Origin of the sequence: Rossellomorea orangium (genome assembly GCF_019334305.1) — a bacterium.
In the GTDB taxonomy this organism is placed as follows: Bacteria; Bacillota; Bacilli; order Bacillales; family Bacillaceae_B; genus Rossellomorea.
Genome location: NZ_JAHWGH010000014.1, coordinates 548,981 through 563,256, shown reverse-complemented (window position 1 = coordinate 563,256; position 14,276 = coordinate 548,981). Strand labels below are relative to the sequence as shown.

13 protein-coding genes are annotated in these 14,276 nt (G+C 48.9%); 9 read left to right on the top strand and 4 right to left on the bottom strand.

All coding sequences use genetic code 11. The features are described from left to right. Positions 1 to 15: 15 nt before the first annotated feature. The 4 genes from KYJ26_RS12600 to KYJ26_RS12585 all read right to left on the bottom strand — a co-directional run bounded on the left by KYJ26_RS12600 (position 16) and on the right by KYJ26_RS12585 (position 3,273). Entirely contained in the window at positions 16 to 777 is a 762-nt protein-coding gene (locus tag KYJ26_RS12600; RefSeq protein WP_219167611.1) for a DUF3891 family protein, read from the bottom strand. A gap of 96 nt (positions 778 to 873) precedes the next feature. After that, the gene (locus tag KYJ26_RS12595) at positions 874 to 1,338 is read right to left on the bottom strand and encodes a FixH family protein (protein ID WP_219167610.1); all 465 of its coding nucleotides are present in this window, start codon (positions 1,336 to 1,338) and stop codon (positions 874 to 876) included. A gap of 16 nt (positions 1,339 to 1,354) precedes the next feature. Continuing rightward, positions 1,355 to 2,686 carry a PepSY-associated TM helix domain-containing protein gene (locus KYJ26_RS12590; protein ID WP_219167609.1) on the bottom strand — a complete coding sequence of 444 codons (1,332 nt, stop codon included), beginning with the start codon at positions 2,684 to 2,686 and terminating at the stop codon, positions 1,355 to 1,357. A gap of 17 nt (positions 2,687 to 2,703) precedes the next feature. Beyond that, entirely contained in the window at positions 2,704 to 3,273 is a 570-nt protein-coding gene (locus tag KYJ26_RS12585) for a DeoR family transcriptional regulator (protein ID WP_219167608.1), read from the bottom strand. 363 nt (positions 3,274 to 3,636) lie between these two features. On the opposite strand from KYJ26_RS12585, the gene KYJ26_RS12580 reads away from it, so the two are divergent. From KYJ26_RS12580 to KYJ26_RS12540, 9 genes are all read left to right on the top strand, one after another. Next, the gene (locus tag KYJ26_RS12580) at positions 3,637 to 4,404 is read left to right on the top strand and encodes a 3-hydroxyacyl-CoA dehydrogenase (RefSeq protein ID WP_219167607.1); all 768 of its coding nucleotides are present in this window, start codon (positions 3,637 to 3,639) and stop codon (positions 4,402 to 4,404) included. A gap of 169 nt (positions 4,405 to 4,573) precedes the next feature. Beyond that, on the top strand, positions 4,574 to 6,616 hold the full coding sequence (locus KYJ26_RS12575; RefSeq protein ID WP_219167606.1) for a sigma 54-interacting transcriptional regulator: 2,043 nt from the start codon (positions 4,574 to 4,576) through the stop codon (positions 6,614 to 6,616). Between the two features lie 168 nt (positions 6,617 to 6,784). Next, the gene (locus KYJ26_RS12570) at positions 6,785 to 8,308 is read left to right on the top strand and encodes a class I adenylate-forming enzyme family protein (RefSeq protein ID WP_219167605.1); all 1,524 of its coding nucleotides are present in this window, start codon (positions 6,785 to 6,787) and stop codon (positions 8,306 to 8,308) included. A gap of 26 nt (positions 8,309 to 8,334) precedes the next feature. Next, positions 8,335 to 9,480 carry an acyl-CoA dehydrogenase family protein gene (locus tag KYJ26_RS12565; RefSeq protein WP_219167604.1) on the top strand — a complete coding sequence of 382 codons (1,146 nt, stop codon included), beginning with the start codon at positions 8,335 to 8,337 and terminating at the stop codon, positions 9,478 to 9,480. 29 nt (positions 9,481 to 9,509) lie between these two features. After that, positions 9,510 to 10,664: a thiolase family protein gene (locus tag KYJ26_RS12560; RefSeq protein WP_219167603.1), complete on the top strand. Its 1,155-nt coding sequence runs from the start codon at positions 9,510 to 9,512 to the stop codon at positions 10,662 to 10,664. A gap of 34 nt (positions 10,665 to 10,698) precedes the next feature. After that, on the top strand, positions 10,699 to 11,775 hold the full coding sequence (locus KYJ26_RS12555) for a CaiB/BaiF CoA transferase family protein (protein WP_219167602.1): 1,077 nt from the start codon (positions 10,699 to 10,701) through the stop codon (positions 11,773 to 11,775). 33 nt (positions 11,776 to 11,808) lie between these two features. Beyond that, positions 11,809 to 13,428 carry a long-chain fatty acid--CoA ligase gene (locus KYJ26_RS12550; RefSeq protein WP_219167601.1) on the top strand — a complete coding sequence of 540 codons (1,620 nt, stop codon included), beginning with the start codon at positions 11,809 to 11,811 and terminating at the stop codon, positions 13,426 to 13,428. Between the two features lie 91 nt (positions 13,429 to 13,519). Beyond that, the gene (locus KYJ26_RS12545; RefSeq protein WP_060673648.1) at positions 13,520 to 13,915 is read left to right on the top strand and encodes a VOC family protein; all 396 of its coding nucleotides are present in this window, start codon (positions 13,520 to 13,522) and stop codon (positions 13,913 to 13,915) included. Between the two features lie 108 nt (positions 13,916 to 14,023). Then, complete coding sequence (locus KYJ26_RS12540; protein WP_219167600.1) at positions 14,024 to 14,269, top strand: DUF3953 domain-containing protein; 246 nt, start codon at positions 14,024 to 14,026, stop codon at positions 14,267 to 14,269. Positions 14,270 to 14,276: the final 7 nt, after the last annotated feature.

Genomic DNA, 14,276 nt, shown 5'->3' with positions numbered 1-14,276 from the left:
ATCGCAGGGTCTTCTTTACTTTCTGATGAAAATTGAATGTATCTCCAACCGACTCTCCCCATAAGCCTCTGCGATGCCCACCTTCCGGATCGCCATCTTGTCCACTTTTTTATAAGGCAGCGTTACGTGGAAATCTGTTTCAAAAGGATAGACATCGAACGTCACTTCATGTTCATTCACCCATCTGGACAGAAGAAGTTGATTCCTCGGATGAAAATTCCCGGTGTTCTTAAAGCCATCTTTAAACCACGGATGCTCGTACTCTTTCTCCACTCCCGGTTCATTCAGGCAAAAGTAGAGTGATAGATTATCGGACAGTTGAAGCAACTGGAAGTGCTGGGTGAGCAGTTCTTCATCAAGCTTTGTCAGCTGATTTCGGATTTCATGCTGCCTTCTTGCTTCGTCCTGTAGAAAGCGCAGGCAGTCCGGATCCTTTGACTTTGCGAAGAAAGAACAGAAATGCAGGCTGCATAGGAGTGCCGCATAGAGGTTGACCTTCTCGACCTCATCCACCCCCATTTTATAGAATGCAAGTTTTGGGAGGAGGGGGTAGTCTGAAAAGGTGAAGGGGATCTGCTTCCCGTCGTTCCAGATCGGCGTGTCGTCGAGTCCGATCCAGCTCCGGTCATGCTGGTGGGCAGCGTACACGAAATCATCGAAGAGGTCATCGGATTTTAAGAGATTCTTATTGAAATGTTTGATCGTTTCGCCGGATACATAGGCGTGGTCGTGTTGTTTGATCATAAGGAAGGAGTCTTCGGTTTCTCGGATAATCATAGAATCAACATCCCCTTTTATGACCATTATAGCAAATTTGGAATCTGCTATTCTGCAAAAAAAAGATCGAAAGCAGAGGCTTTCGATCTTGAAATGTTAATGATGCTGACTGTGTTCTCCACTCTCAGCGGGAGCCTGGTCATTCAAGGCTTCGACGTCTGATTTGGATAATTCTCCGACGGCAAAGGGCTTAGTCGGCATGATCGTGGAGCCGTTGTTTCCTGCGTGGACTTTGATGTAATAGAGCCCATCTTCCTTCAGTTCCTTATGAAACGTGTAAACACCATCTCCAGCATTCTCGGCTTCTTCCATTCCAGCGTGGAACGTTCCGTCGTTCTTCCAGATTTCCACATGTACGAAATCGGCATCCTTCACGATTTTCTTGTCCTGTGTGAGTTCAACCTTGATCGGGTCGCTGCCGGAGAAATCGTCAGGCATCGTAATATCCGCCTGAAGAGGTGATTCCTGATGGTACAATTCCGCTGCATCTTCCTTCGGGGCACAGGCACCTAGTAGCGTGCACAAGAAAAGGATACTCAAATATTTAAAGGTTGTTTTCATATTACATCGTCCTTTCTTATGCCGCACCGAAGAATTTTTTCGTGGCAGGGATTTTTTTGATCAATAGCCGGTCAAGAAGCAGAACGATAATCAAGGAAGCCCCGACAAGTGGGAACAGGATCCCGAGTGCGATCATGACAAGCAGGAAGTACTTTATTTTCAGGATACCTGGTGATTTCGGTGCACCCATTTCTTTTTTCGGTTTCCGTTTCAGCCATAGATAGAATCCGCTGACTGCGACAAGCATGATGCCAAGGCAGATGAGCAGGCTGATCAGCTGATTGATGAAGCCGAATTGTGTGCCCGTATGGAGGGTGATCCCCATGGCTACGATTTTGCCGCCAATTCCATAGTTGTCGAAACGGTAATCAGCAAGGACTGCACCTGTATATTGATCAAGATGCATCGTGACTTCATTCTGTGCCTTGGCCGGGAATGCGGATAATGTATAGACCCCGTTTTCATCCTGTGGGATGTATACTTTATAGCTCGGGTCGATGCCTTCTCTTTCGGCGATCTGTACAACGTCATTCAGTGATAATGGCGTATAACCTTCAAGTGCCGAGACGGGTACTTCCAGGTTTTCCGCCGCCCAGGGAACGTCGGCGATTTCCTTGGTTTTCACGACGGACTGTGGAGCTTCCCCACTCCAGATGGATGGAGGATAGCCGGCCCCTGCGTTCGTCATGAGATTCTGGAAATTGGTTCCCCAGAATCCGGACCAGGGCAGTCCAGTCATGATCAGGAACAGCATCCCCGCTGTGACCCAGAAAGCCGGTACTGCGTGAAGATCCCTTCTGAAGATTTTCTTTCCTTTATTGAAGCGGGGAAGGAACACGCCTGACAGCTTGTCTTTTTTACGCGGGAACCATAGGAATAATCCCGTGACAATCAGGACGACGGCCCAGCAGGCAACCAGCTCGACGATTCGGTCTCCGATCGTCCCCGCCATCAGCTCCCCGTGGATTTCTTCGACTTTATTCATGATCCGGTCCTCTGGCTTCAATTCACCCAGTGACTTTCCTGTGTAGGGATTTATGAAGACTGTTGCGGAACCTTCTTCTGTACTGATGCCGATTTCACTGGAACGGTCGGCACTTTCCCCGGGACGGAAGCTTGTGATCTGTGCATCAGGGTGAAGCGTTTTCACATTATCGATGAGTTCAGTGGCAGGAAGCTTCTCTCCCTGTGGATTGACTTCGTAGTATTTTTGATAGAGATTTTGCTCGATCTGGGGCTTGAAGAGATAAATCGATCCCGTTACTGCGAGGATCAATAAAAACGGGGCAATAATGAGGCCCGCATAAAAATGCCATCTCCAAATCGTTTGATATGATTTTTTTTCCATCGTCTTTTCCTCTTTTCTTAGTCGTGGCAGCAGCCCGATCCTTGCATGTCTTTGGAAATCGCCGTGATGGCGTCTTGAAGATTAAGTAGTTTTCCACCGAATCCCGTTTGGAATTGTCCGGCCTGCTTCCTGGAATCAAAAGCGATGACCTGTGGCTGACAACAGTTCAAGTTCAGGTCTGCATCAATCAGGTAGGTGGCCGTTTTTCCGCTGATCGTCATATCCGTCAGGAAATCCCTGCAGAGGATCTGCATGACTTCCTCCTTGATATCTTCATAACGCAGTAAGCCACAGTGAGGACAACAAGCCTGTTCGATCGTATGATCCTTTTTGACGAGTTGGACGGATCTTCTTGAGGTCGCCGGTTTCAGGCAATACGTACATGTATCAGCTGGGAGGCTGTGAGCTTCCATCGTTGAAATGCCATTCGAGGTCTTTCGGACTTTATTTGCTTCCATTAAGGGCTTCAGATCACGGTAGACCGTCATTTCCGATACATCCAGGCGGGAACTGATATCAGACACCCGAAGTGTACCTTCTTCTTCGAGCCAGGTTAAAATCTGTTGTTGTCGATCAATCGGCAGCATAAGGATCATCCTTTCCGTTTTCGTTTACCTATTAAATCATAATGAAGCATCACGTACCGTTCAATAGATGATTTGTGAAAAAAAGTGAAAAAATGTTGAGGTGTAACAGAACGGACAAAGAAACTTTTTATTTTCCACACATTTCACATGTGATGATTTGTGAAACATGTGTGGGACTTATACAGGTAACGAACATGTTTCCCATTTGGATCATGTGTGATCTCCTTTTTTTGACTTACTGACGTTATATGTGTCCTATTTCTGGACAGTTCAACATCTTCTCCTGCCATGAACATGGTCATATCAACACTGGCACAATTCTTGCAATATAGAGGATGAATCGATGAAAAGGGAGGACATCCAATGAAAATCAGTGAATCAATCGCCATCGTGACAGGTGGGGCGTCAGGATTAGGGGAAGCGACAGTGAGGCAGATCATCAAAGCGGGCGGGAAAGCAGCGATATTGGATTTATCCGAAGAGAGGGGCCATTCACTCGTTGAAGAGCTTGGAGATCGAAGTCTGTTTGTCAGGACCGATGTCACGAGTGAGGAGGAAGTGTCCCACGGCATCCATAAAGCCGTGGAGTACTTTGGGACGATTAATACGGTCGTCAACTGTGCGGGCATCGGCATTGCCTCCAAGCTGCTTTCAAGAAAGGGGGTTCATTCCCTCGATATGTTTTCGAAGGTGATTTCCATTAACTTGATCGGTACATTCAATGTGATCCGGTTAGCATCGGAGCACATGGCGAAGAATGAACCGAACGAGTTGGGGGAGAGAGGTGTCATCATCAATACGGCATCGGTTGCGGCATTTGAAGGGCAGATCGGACAGGCGGCCTACAGCGCTTCAAAAGGGGGAGTCGTCGGAATGACACTGCCGATTGCAAGGGAACTGGCTTCGTACGGGATCCGTGTGATGACGATCGCGCCGGGCTTGTTTCATACGCCGATGTTTGAATCACTGCCGGAGGAGGCGGTAGAATCTCTTGGGAAAATGGTTCCATTCCCTAAGCGGCTGGGACACCCTGATGAATATGCCCGGCTGGTGGGGAGTATTATGGAAAATACGATGCTGAACGGGGAGACGATCCGTCTCGACGGAGCCATCCGTATGCAGCCGAAATAAAGGAGGGATCAGAGGTATTATAGCCTCTGGTCTTTTTTTTGTGAGGTTCTCCTGGTTGGACAGTTGAAATGATTAGTGGCACCAATCGAAAATGGGGGAAGTGACCTTTGATGCATAAAGCTTTATAATGGTGATAACAGATTGAATTTTCGGAAAAAGGGGGATTGGAATGATTCAGTTCCGGGATATGGTCACGCCGATCGATTGTGTGATGACGGAAGAAACCACATTAAAAGAAGCGATTGAGGTCATTAAGGAAAAGAAGTGGAACCTCCTGCCGGTTACAGACGGTGACCGTAACCTCCAGGGAGTGTTCACACGCAGCGGTTTGTACCAGATGATGCTTGACCAGATGCCGCTTGAGACGCCGATCAAGGCATACATAAAGAAGGAAACACGAACCATCCGGGTGGATACACCGTATCACGAAATCGAGGAGATGGTGAAAACGAGCAAGGCGGGAACGGGGATTGTCCTTGATGAGGAGGGCAAAGTGATGGGGTTACTGACCAAAACGGAAATGGTGATGGCTTTACTGAAATCAGCCAATACGTTAAAGGATCAGCTGGAAACGATCATGATGCACTCAAGTGTAGGGGTTTTGATGATGGATGATAAACTGGAGATCATTTATGCCAATGAATCATTTTCGAAGATCACAGGTCGCTCCATCGATTCCATTCATGCACGTCATCTCCGCGAAATAGTTCCAAGTCTGGCTATAGAAGACCTTGGACATCATCATGATGAAACCTATCAGTGCATCCTGCATATTTCCTCCTATGAAACCGTGAACCATAAGGAAGGGAAAATCGTTCTGTTCCAGGATGTTTCTGAAATTGAAAAGATGGCCGAGGAGCTGCAGACCGTCAAAAAGTTGAAACTGACGATCGAGACGACGTTGGAGCATGCGTATGATGGCATCTTGATGACCGATGAACGAAATGTGATCACGATGGTCAGTCCGCCGCTGCTTGAGCTTTTCAATCTCGAAAAAACAGAGGTGCTGCATCGCGAGGCGGATAGTGTGCTCCCACAGTTGAAGCTTCGGAAGGTCTTTAAGACGGAAACAGCAGAATTCAGTGATGTTTACGAAAGGCAAGGCATTAAATATATTGTGCACAGAATTCCGATCATGAAGGATGGCAGGGTCATCGGCGCCATCGGGAAGGTGATGTTCCGGCAGCTGAATGAGGTGAGCGAGCTGTTCAAGAGGCTGCAAAAGGCTGAAAACAAGGCAAGCTTTTATCAGGGCCAGCTGCAAAAATCCGAAGCCGCCAGATTCACCTGGGATCATATCCTCAGTGAATATCCTTATATGGATAAATTAAAGAAAAGTGCCGCCAAAGCAGCGAAGGGCAGGTCTACTGTGCTGGTGAGGGGAGAAAGCGGGACCGGGAAGGAATTATTCGCCCACGCCATCCATAACAGCAGCGCCCGGAGCGACGGCAAATTTGTCATCGTGAATTGTGCAGCGATCCCGGAGGATTTACTGGAGTCGGAGTTCTTCGGATATGAAGAAGGGGCGTTTACAGGAGCGAAGCAGCGGGGGAAAGTCGGGAAATTCGACCTTGCCAATGGGGGGACGCTGTTTCTCGATGAAATCGGCGATATGTCGATTTCGCTTCAGGCAAAGCTGTTACGGGTTCTGCAGGAGCGTGAATTTTACCGGGTCGGGGGTAATGAACGGATCAAGGTCGATGTGCGCATCATTGCGGCAACCAATCGGAATCTGGAGGAAATGGTGAAGGCAGGGGAATTTCGGGAGGATCTCTATTACAGGCTGAACGTCATTTCCTTGAATATTCCACCGCTTCGCGAGCGTGTCCATGATGTAGAACATCTCACCGAAAAATTGATGATCGAACTCAATTCCATGCTTGGAACGAGCATCACCGGCATATCCGCAAAAGCGAAAACAGCACTTCTTCAATACGACTGGCCGGGAAATGTAAGGGAGCTTCGGAACGTACTGGAACGGGGAATGACGTTTGCCGAGCATGGGAATATTCAGGAGGAGGACCTTCCGGATTATCTGGTCTCAAAGGTGTCGGTTACGAATACGGTCAGCCTGGCAGAAGATGCGGAACTCGGCGCGATTAAAAAGGCACTGAGTCAGGCGAGTGGCAATAAAGCACAGGCAGCGAGGCTTCTCGGGATCAGCCGTTCCGGATTATATGAAAAACTGAAGAAGTATGAGCTGACCGTATAGAGCAATCTTGCACAGAACTGTCCAAATCAAGGTGTCCAATTTCTGGACACCTTGATTGCTAAAGAATCCGGATACCCCTTATGATCGCTGTTTTCTGAAAGTTGGCACAATTATTGCATAAATAAAAATGAATGCGTTTTCAAACATATCACTAGGGGGAAATGGAGAATGGATATTGGTTCTTATGTAGCGCAAAATGCGAGGAAGAAGCCGGAGAAGCTGGCGGTTGTATGTGAAGGGAGAACCTATACGTATAAGCAGTTGAATGAAGAAGTGAATAAACTGGCACATGGTCTTCTCCATCTTGGAATCCGAAAAGGTGACAAGATGGCATTGATGATGAAAAATTCCGATCAGTTCGTGCTTGCTTTCTTAGCAGGTGCCAAGGTCGGGGCGGTCCTCGTTCCTGTCAATTTCCGCCTGACGTCATCGGAGGTTCATTATATTCTCGACCAGTCCGAAGCGGCTCTTGTCTTCTGTGACGAAGAATTCGAGGAAACCGTCACGTCTGCCAGGGAAGAAACCCAAGTCCTCCATGTCATCACGACAGGGACCCCGGGAACAGTGGGGCACCATTCATTCCAACGGGTGCTTTCAGAGAATACAGAGGAACCGCCCGTTCAGGTCGGTGATGAGGATGATCTGGAAATTTTATATACGTCCGGCACAACGGGTAGACCAAAAGGAGCCTTATTCGATCATAAGCGGGTCTTCAATGTGGGGCTTACGATGATGATCAGCATGGGAATCAACGAGAAAGAGAACTTCCTTCATGTGGCTCCATTATTCCATTCCGCCCAACTCAACCTGTTCCTCCTATCCGGAATTGTCCTTGGGGCGACCCATGTCATTCACCGGGAGTTCCATCCAGTGAAGACCCTTGAAGCGATACAGGAGCATGGGATCACCCACTTCTTCGGCGTGCCTGCCATGTATACCTTTATGCTTCAGGTGCCAAATGCCGACGATTACGATCTATCTTCGATTAAACGATGTGGATATGGTGCGGCACCAATGGCCCCTGAGCTTGTAAGAAAGAGCATCGGATTGTTCAAAACCGACCAATTTTATAATCTATGCGGGCTGACGGAAGCGGGACCCGGCGGAATCCTGTTAGATCCCGAGGGGCATAAAAACCATTTCGGTAAGGGTGGGAAAGCCGCCTTCTTGACCGAAGCAAGAGTGGTCAATGAAGAAGGAAAGGACATTTCGCCAGGTGTGGTCGGAGAGTTCATCATCAAAGGTGAGTCGATCATGAAGGAATATTATAAAAAGCCTGAGGAAACGGCAAAGACGCTGAAGGACGGCTGGCTGTATACGGGGGATCTCGCCACCATCGATGAGGAAGGCTACATCACCCTAGTGGACCGGAAAAAGGATATGATCATCTCTGGCGGTGAAAATGTGTATTCCATCGAAGTCGAGGAAGTCCTGTATGAGCATCCTTCAGTCCTTGAAGCCGCCATCATCGGACTTCCTGATGAAACATGGGGAGAAGCCGTCTGTGCCGTCATCGTACCGAAAGAGGGGGCAGAAGTCGATGAGCAGGAACTGAAAGATTTCTGCCGTCAGAAGCTCGCAGGCTACAAGATTCCAAGGAGGATCTTCGTGGAAGAGGCCCTGCCACGGAATGCGTCAGGAAAAATATTAAAATATCAACTCCGACAGTCCCTTGCTGGAGTCAAACAATAATAGAGTTTCATAGAGGAGAGGGAAACATGAAACATCTTTACTTATCAGATGATCATGACATGTTCAGACGGTCATTACGAAAGTTCTTAGAAAAAGAAGCGTATCCTCACTATGATCAGTGGGAGGAGAATCGGATGATTCCCCGTTCCTTCTGGACGAAGATGGGGGAACAGGGCTATCTCTGTCCGGATATTGAGGAACAATATGGCGGCAGTGAAGTGGACTGGGGATTCTCGGTCATCATCAATGAAGAGATTGAAAGAGTCGGCTCAGGCCTCGTCGGAATCGGACTCCATAATGATATTGTAGTGCCCTATATCACAGCCTATGGAACGGAAGAGCAGAAGAAACGCTGGCTTCCTAAATGTGCGACGGGGGAAATCATTACGGCAATTGCCATGACGGAGCCCGGAACCGGGTCGGATCTGGCGAATATCAAGACGACAGCGGTCCTTGACGGTGATCACTATGTCGTCAACGGTGCGAAGACGTTCATTACCAATGGAATCCATTCAGATCTCATCGTGGTTGCCTGTAAAACGGACCCTAAGGCGAGCCCGAAACATAAAGGGGTCAGCCTTCTTGTGATCGAACGGGATGCACCCGGTTTCTCACGGGGAAGGAAGCTGAATAAGGTGGGTCTGCACTCTCAGGATACGGCGGAACTCATCTTTGAAGACTGTCGCGTCCCGAAAGAAAACCTGCTCGGGGAAGAGGGGAAAGGCTTCGTGTATTTGATGGATAAACTGCAGCAGGAACGTCTGCTGGTGGCGATTGCCGCCCAGACGGCATCGGAAGTGATGCTCGAACAGACCATCGAATATGTGAAAAGCAGGGAAGCGTTCGGAAAGCCGGTGAGCAAATTCCAGAATACCCAGTTTAAAATTGCGGAAATGGCGACAGAAATCGAAATGGGCAGATCGTTCCTTGATCAGTTGATCGCCGAACATATCGCCGGCGAGGATATCGTGACCAAGGTGTCCATGGCCAAGTGGAAACTAACCGATATCGCCAAGAAAATCTCCGCCGAATGCATGCAGCTCCATGGGGGATACGGATATATGGAAGAATACGAGATTGCGAGAAGGTTCCGCGATATTCCCGTCGCGAGTATTTACGCAGGCACGAATGAAATCATGAAGACGATCATTGCGAAGAATTTAGGTTTATAGATATTTGAATTGTAGAAAGGGAGAGGTATATGCGTGAAGTAGTCATTGTAGAAGGTGTGAGAACACCTGTCGGAAGAAGGATGGGGTTATTGAAGGATATCCGTCCCGATGATCTTGCGGCAGGGGTCCTTGAAGAGGTCGTGAAGCGAGCCGGGATCGATCCAGGGCTCGTGGAGGATGTCATTCTTGGCTGCGTGTCTCAGTCCGGGGAACAGGCGGGGGATATTGCCCGTGTCGCTGCCCTGATTGCAGGTTTTCCCATTGAGGTACCGGGAACGACGATTGACCGCCAGTGCGGATCAAGCCAGCAGGCCGTTCATTTCGCCGCCCAGGCGATTTTGGCAGGAGATATGGATGTTGTCATTGCAGGCGGTGTGGAGAATATGTCCAGAGTTCCGATGGGGTCCAATTATGGAAATGCCGAGCCGTTCAGTCCAAAACTGAAAAGTCGTTACGAAGTCATCCACCAGGGCTTATCGGCAGAACGGATTGCCGAAAAATATGGATTTACCCGCAGGGAGCTGGATGAATTCTCGGCGGAAAGCCATCGTCGTGCGTTGAAGGCTCAGGCTGAAGGTCATTTTAAAAAGGAAATCATGCCGCTACAGGTCACGGATGAAAACGGCGAAACCATCTTGATCACGGATGATTCGGGTCCGAGGGAAGGGACGACTCCGGACGTTCTGGCCGGTTTGAAAACGGTCTTTAAGGAAGATGGCGTCATCCATGCAGGGAACGCGAGCCAGATCAGTGACGGGGCAGCAGTCCTTCTATTGATGAGTCGTGAAAAGGCAGAGGAGCTCGGATTAAAGCCTCGCTTCAAAGTCCATACCCGTGTGGTCGTCGGATCCGACCCCACTTTGATGCTGACAGGGCCGATTCCGGCAACGGAAAAAGCATTGAAGAAATCAGGTCTGGCACTCGAGGATATCGATGTGTTCGAGGTCAATGAAGCCTTTGCGTCCGTCCCGATGGCCTGGCTCAAGGAAACAGGTGCGGATCCCGGGAAACTGAACCCGAATGGAGGAGCGATCGCTCTCGGTCACCCGCTAGGCGCAAGCGGGGCTCGCCTGATGCTGACCATGATGAGTGAGCTTGAACGAACGGGTGGCCGATACGGCTTACAGACAATGTGCGAAGGTCATGGAATGGCGAATGCCACCATCATCGAGCGTCTCTCATGAACAGATCCAAACGAGGAGGTGTGAGGATTCCGTTATGCTAAAAGGTATTAGAGTCATCGACTTTACCAACTATATACCCGGACCCTTCACAACCTTAAGGCTTGCGGAGCTCGGAGCAGAAGTGATAAAGGTAGAATCCCCGGAAGGAGATCCTGCGAGACAAAATGGAAACGGCTTAGTGTTCAAAGCACATAACCGGGGTAAAAAAAGCATCGTCCTGGATCTGAAACAGGAGGAAGGGAAAGGGGTTGCCCTTGACCTGATCCGGCAGGCCGATGTACTCGTAGAAAGCTTCCGTCCCGGCGTCATGGAAAAGCTCGGACTCGGGTATGAAGCGGTCAGCGACATCCATCCGGCTCTTATCTACTGCTCCATTACCGGCTACGGGAACAAGGGGAAGATGTCTCAGCTCGGAAGTCATGATTTGAATTATATGAGTGTAAGCGGCGCCCTTGCCCAAATGAAGGATATGAGTGGAAGACCGGTTCATCCGAGTCATACCTTTGCCGACTATATCGGAGGATTGGCGGCAAGCGAACGGATCCTTGGCGGACTTGTCGCGAGAGGGATATCAGGGAAAGGAAGCTATCACTGCGTTTCCCTTGCAGAGAGCATGGCTTCCCTGATGACGAATCATGTCCTGATTGAAAAAGAAACAGGATACCCCAATGGAGTTCAGGTTTTAAACGGCACCGTGATTTCATACGGTTTATACGAAACGAAAGATCATGGATACCTCACACTCGCTGCCCTTGAGCCGAAATTCTGGCTGAATTTCTGTAAGGCCCTTGGCAGGGAAGACTGGGTGTCTGCCCATTATTCGAAGCCGGGTTCGGGAAATCCCGTTTACCGAGAGCTCGTCGATTTGTTCAAGAGTAAAACACGGGAGGCATGGTCAGAATTCGGGCAGGCAGTGGACTGCTGTCTTACCCCGGTTCTCGAGGCAGGAGAGCTTGCCGAGTATCCTGCTTTTAAAGAAAAGGATTTTATCACAGGTGAAGGGCATGTGAATATGTACAGTGATCATCGAGGGGCCGTCACACCGCCTCCGGAAAAAGGGGAGCAGACGAAAGAGGTGTTAAGGGACTGGCTTCACGAAACGGTTGAATAATAGATGAAGAGAAGCGGAAGGGGAAATGGTTGTATGATGAATGTTCCATTAACAGTAGGTTCGCTCTTGGAGAGAGCCGAAAAATTCTTTCCAAAGAAGCAGGTCGTTTCAAGGACACTAACAGGAATCCATCGTTTTACGTATAAAGAAATCGGTGAGCGCACACGAAGACTGTCGAGCGCACTTCAGAAACTGGGTGTAGGGAAAGGGGACAGAGTCGGGACATTCGCGTGGAATCATCATCGCCATCTGGAGGCCTACTTCGCAGCACCGGGAATGGGAGCGGTGATCCACACCATCAATATCCGCTTGTCTCCTGAACATATTACTTACATTGTCAATCATGCGGAAGACAAGGTGTTATTGGTCGATGAGGATTTACTGCCCCTCATTGAAAAAAGCAAGGACCAGTTCAAAACAGTAGAAGCTTATATTGTCATGACCGATAAGGATGAACTTCCGGAAACGACACTCGAGCCCGTCTACTCTTATGAGGAGCTGCTGCGTGAAGCAAGTCCTAATTTCGAGTTCGTGAAGGATATCGACGAAAATGAACCTGCCGGAATGTGCTATACTTCTGCCACCACCGGTCAACCAAAGGGTGTCGTCTATTCCCACAGAGGGCTTGTCCTGCACAGCTATGCTTTCGGTCTGGCGGATACGGCCGCCTTATCAGAAAGGGATGTCGTATTGCCGGTCGTGCCGATGTTTCATGCGAATGCATGGGGACTGCCTTTCGCTGCCACATGGTTCGGCTCGACGCAAGTGTTGCCTGGTCCCCTGTTTACCCCGAAGCTCTTGGCTGAACTGATTGAAAAGGAAAAAGTTACCTTTACTGCCGGAGTCCCGACGATTTGGCTTGGGCTTCTGAATGAACTGGAAAAGGGTGAATATGATACTTCTTCCCTGCGATCCATCGTCTGTGGAGGGTCAGCAGCTCCGAGGGGCATGATCAAAGCATTTGAAACGAAGTACAACATTCCATTCCTTCATGCGTATGGGATGACAGAAACCGCTCCCCTTGCCGTTGTTTCAAGGCTAAAGAGCTACCAGACGGACCTTGATCAAGAGGAAATCCTCGATATTCGTTCCAAGCAGGGGCTCATTGTGCCAGGACTTGAGATGAAGGTGATAGGCATTAACGGAGAAGTAAAATGGGACGGCGAGGAAATGGGAGAGCTTCTGCTCCGCGGCCCGTGGATTGCCGATGAGTATTATAAGGACGAGCGTTCCCAGGATGCGTTCAGGGATGGATGGCTTTATACAGGTGACGTTGCGACCGTTGATGAAGAGGGCGTCATCAAGCTGGTTGACCGGACGAAGGACCTGATCAAGAGCGGCGGGGAATGGATTTCATCCGTTGATCTTGAGAATGCCTTAATGGCACATGATGCCGTGTTCGAAGCGAGTATCGTGGCCGTTCCTCACGCCCAGTGGCAGGAACGACCGGTTGCCTGTGTCGTGTTGAAGGCACCTTATAAAGATAAAGTCGACAAACAAGAACTGCTGAATTTCATTGCCCCGCAATTCGCGAAGTGGTGGATTCCTGATGAAATCATCTTTATGGAGGAAATCCCGAAAACATCGGTGGGGAAATTCCTGAAAAGGGCATTGCGTGAGCAGCTGAAGGATCTGTTGGTGGAGAAATCCTAGTCAGCCCTGATTTATATAAGAAAAAAGAAGGGATTCTCCCCGGGATCCCGAAATGATAGTGTGAATGACAATATAATGGGAGGTATGAACAATGGGGAGAATGGTTCATTTTGAAGTACATGTGGATGACATGGAACGTGCAAAGACGTTTTACGGGGAAGTATTCGGCTGGAAGTTCGAGGACTGGAGTGAGTACGCCGGAATGCCTTACGTGGGGGCCGTGACCGGGGATGAAAATGAAATGGGGATCAACGGTGCATTGATGCAGCGTCAAAGTCCTCCACCTCAGCCGAATCAGCCGATGAACGGGTATTCGTGTACGATGGGTGTCGGGAACTATGATGAAACAGAAAAGCTCATCCTTGAACACGGCGGCAAGGTCGCCATGCCGAAGTATGCCCTGCCTGGAATGGCTTGGCAAGGCTATTACATAGACACAGAAGGCAATGTGTTCGGGATTCATCAGCCGGATAAGGATGCGAAGTAGAGAAAAGTGTGTCTGACCTGTATGTGGTCAGGCACTTTTTTATGCTAAGAGGGACATAATCATGTGGTAAAATAAGGATGTGGAAGAAACAGAAATGGGGAATCAACCATGTTAGAAAAAATGAGAAAAACGATCAGCATCATTGTGCTGGCAGTAGCCGTCTATGGTCTTGTTTCGGACAATAATGATGTGCTTCCTTATACGATGGCGGGGATGGGGACTCTTATGGTGATCATGGGACTAGAAGAGTACCAGAAGAATCGAAAGTCGTATAAAAGCTACATGTTGTTTGCTGTATCTGTCTTCATGTTATTTGTCTTTATTCAACTCCTGATTTATAAATCAAGTATATAAAAAGGGA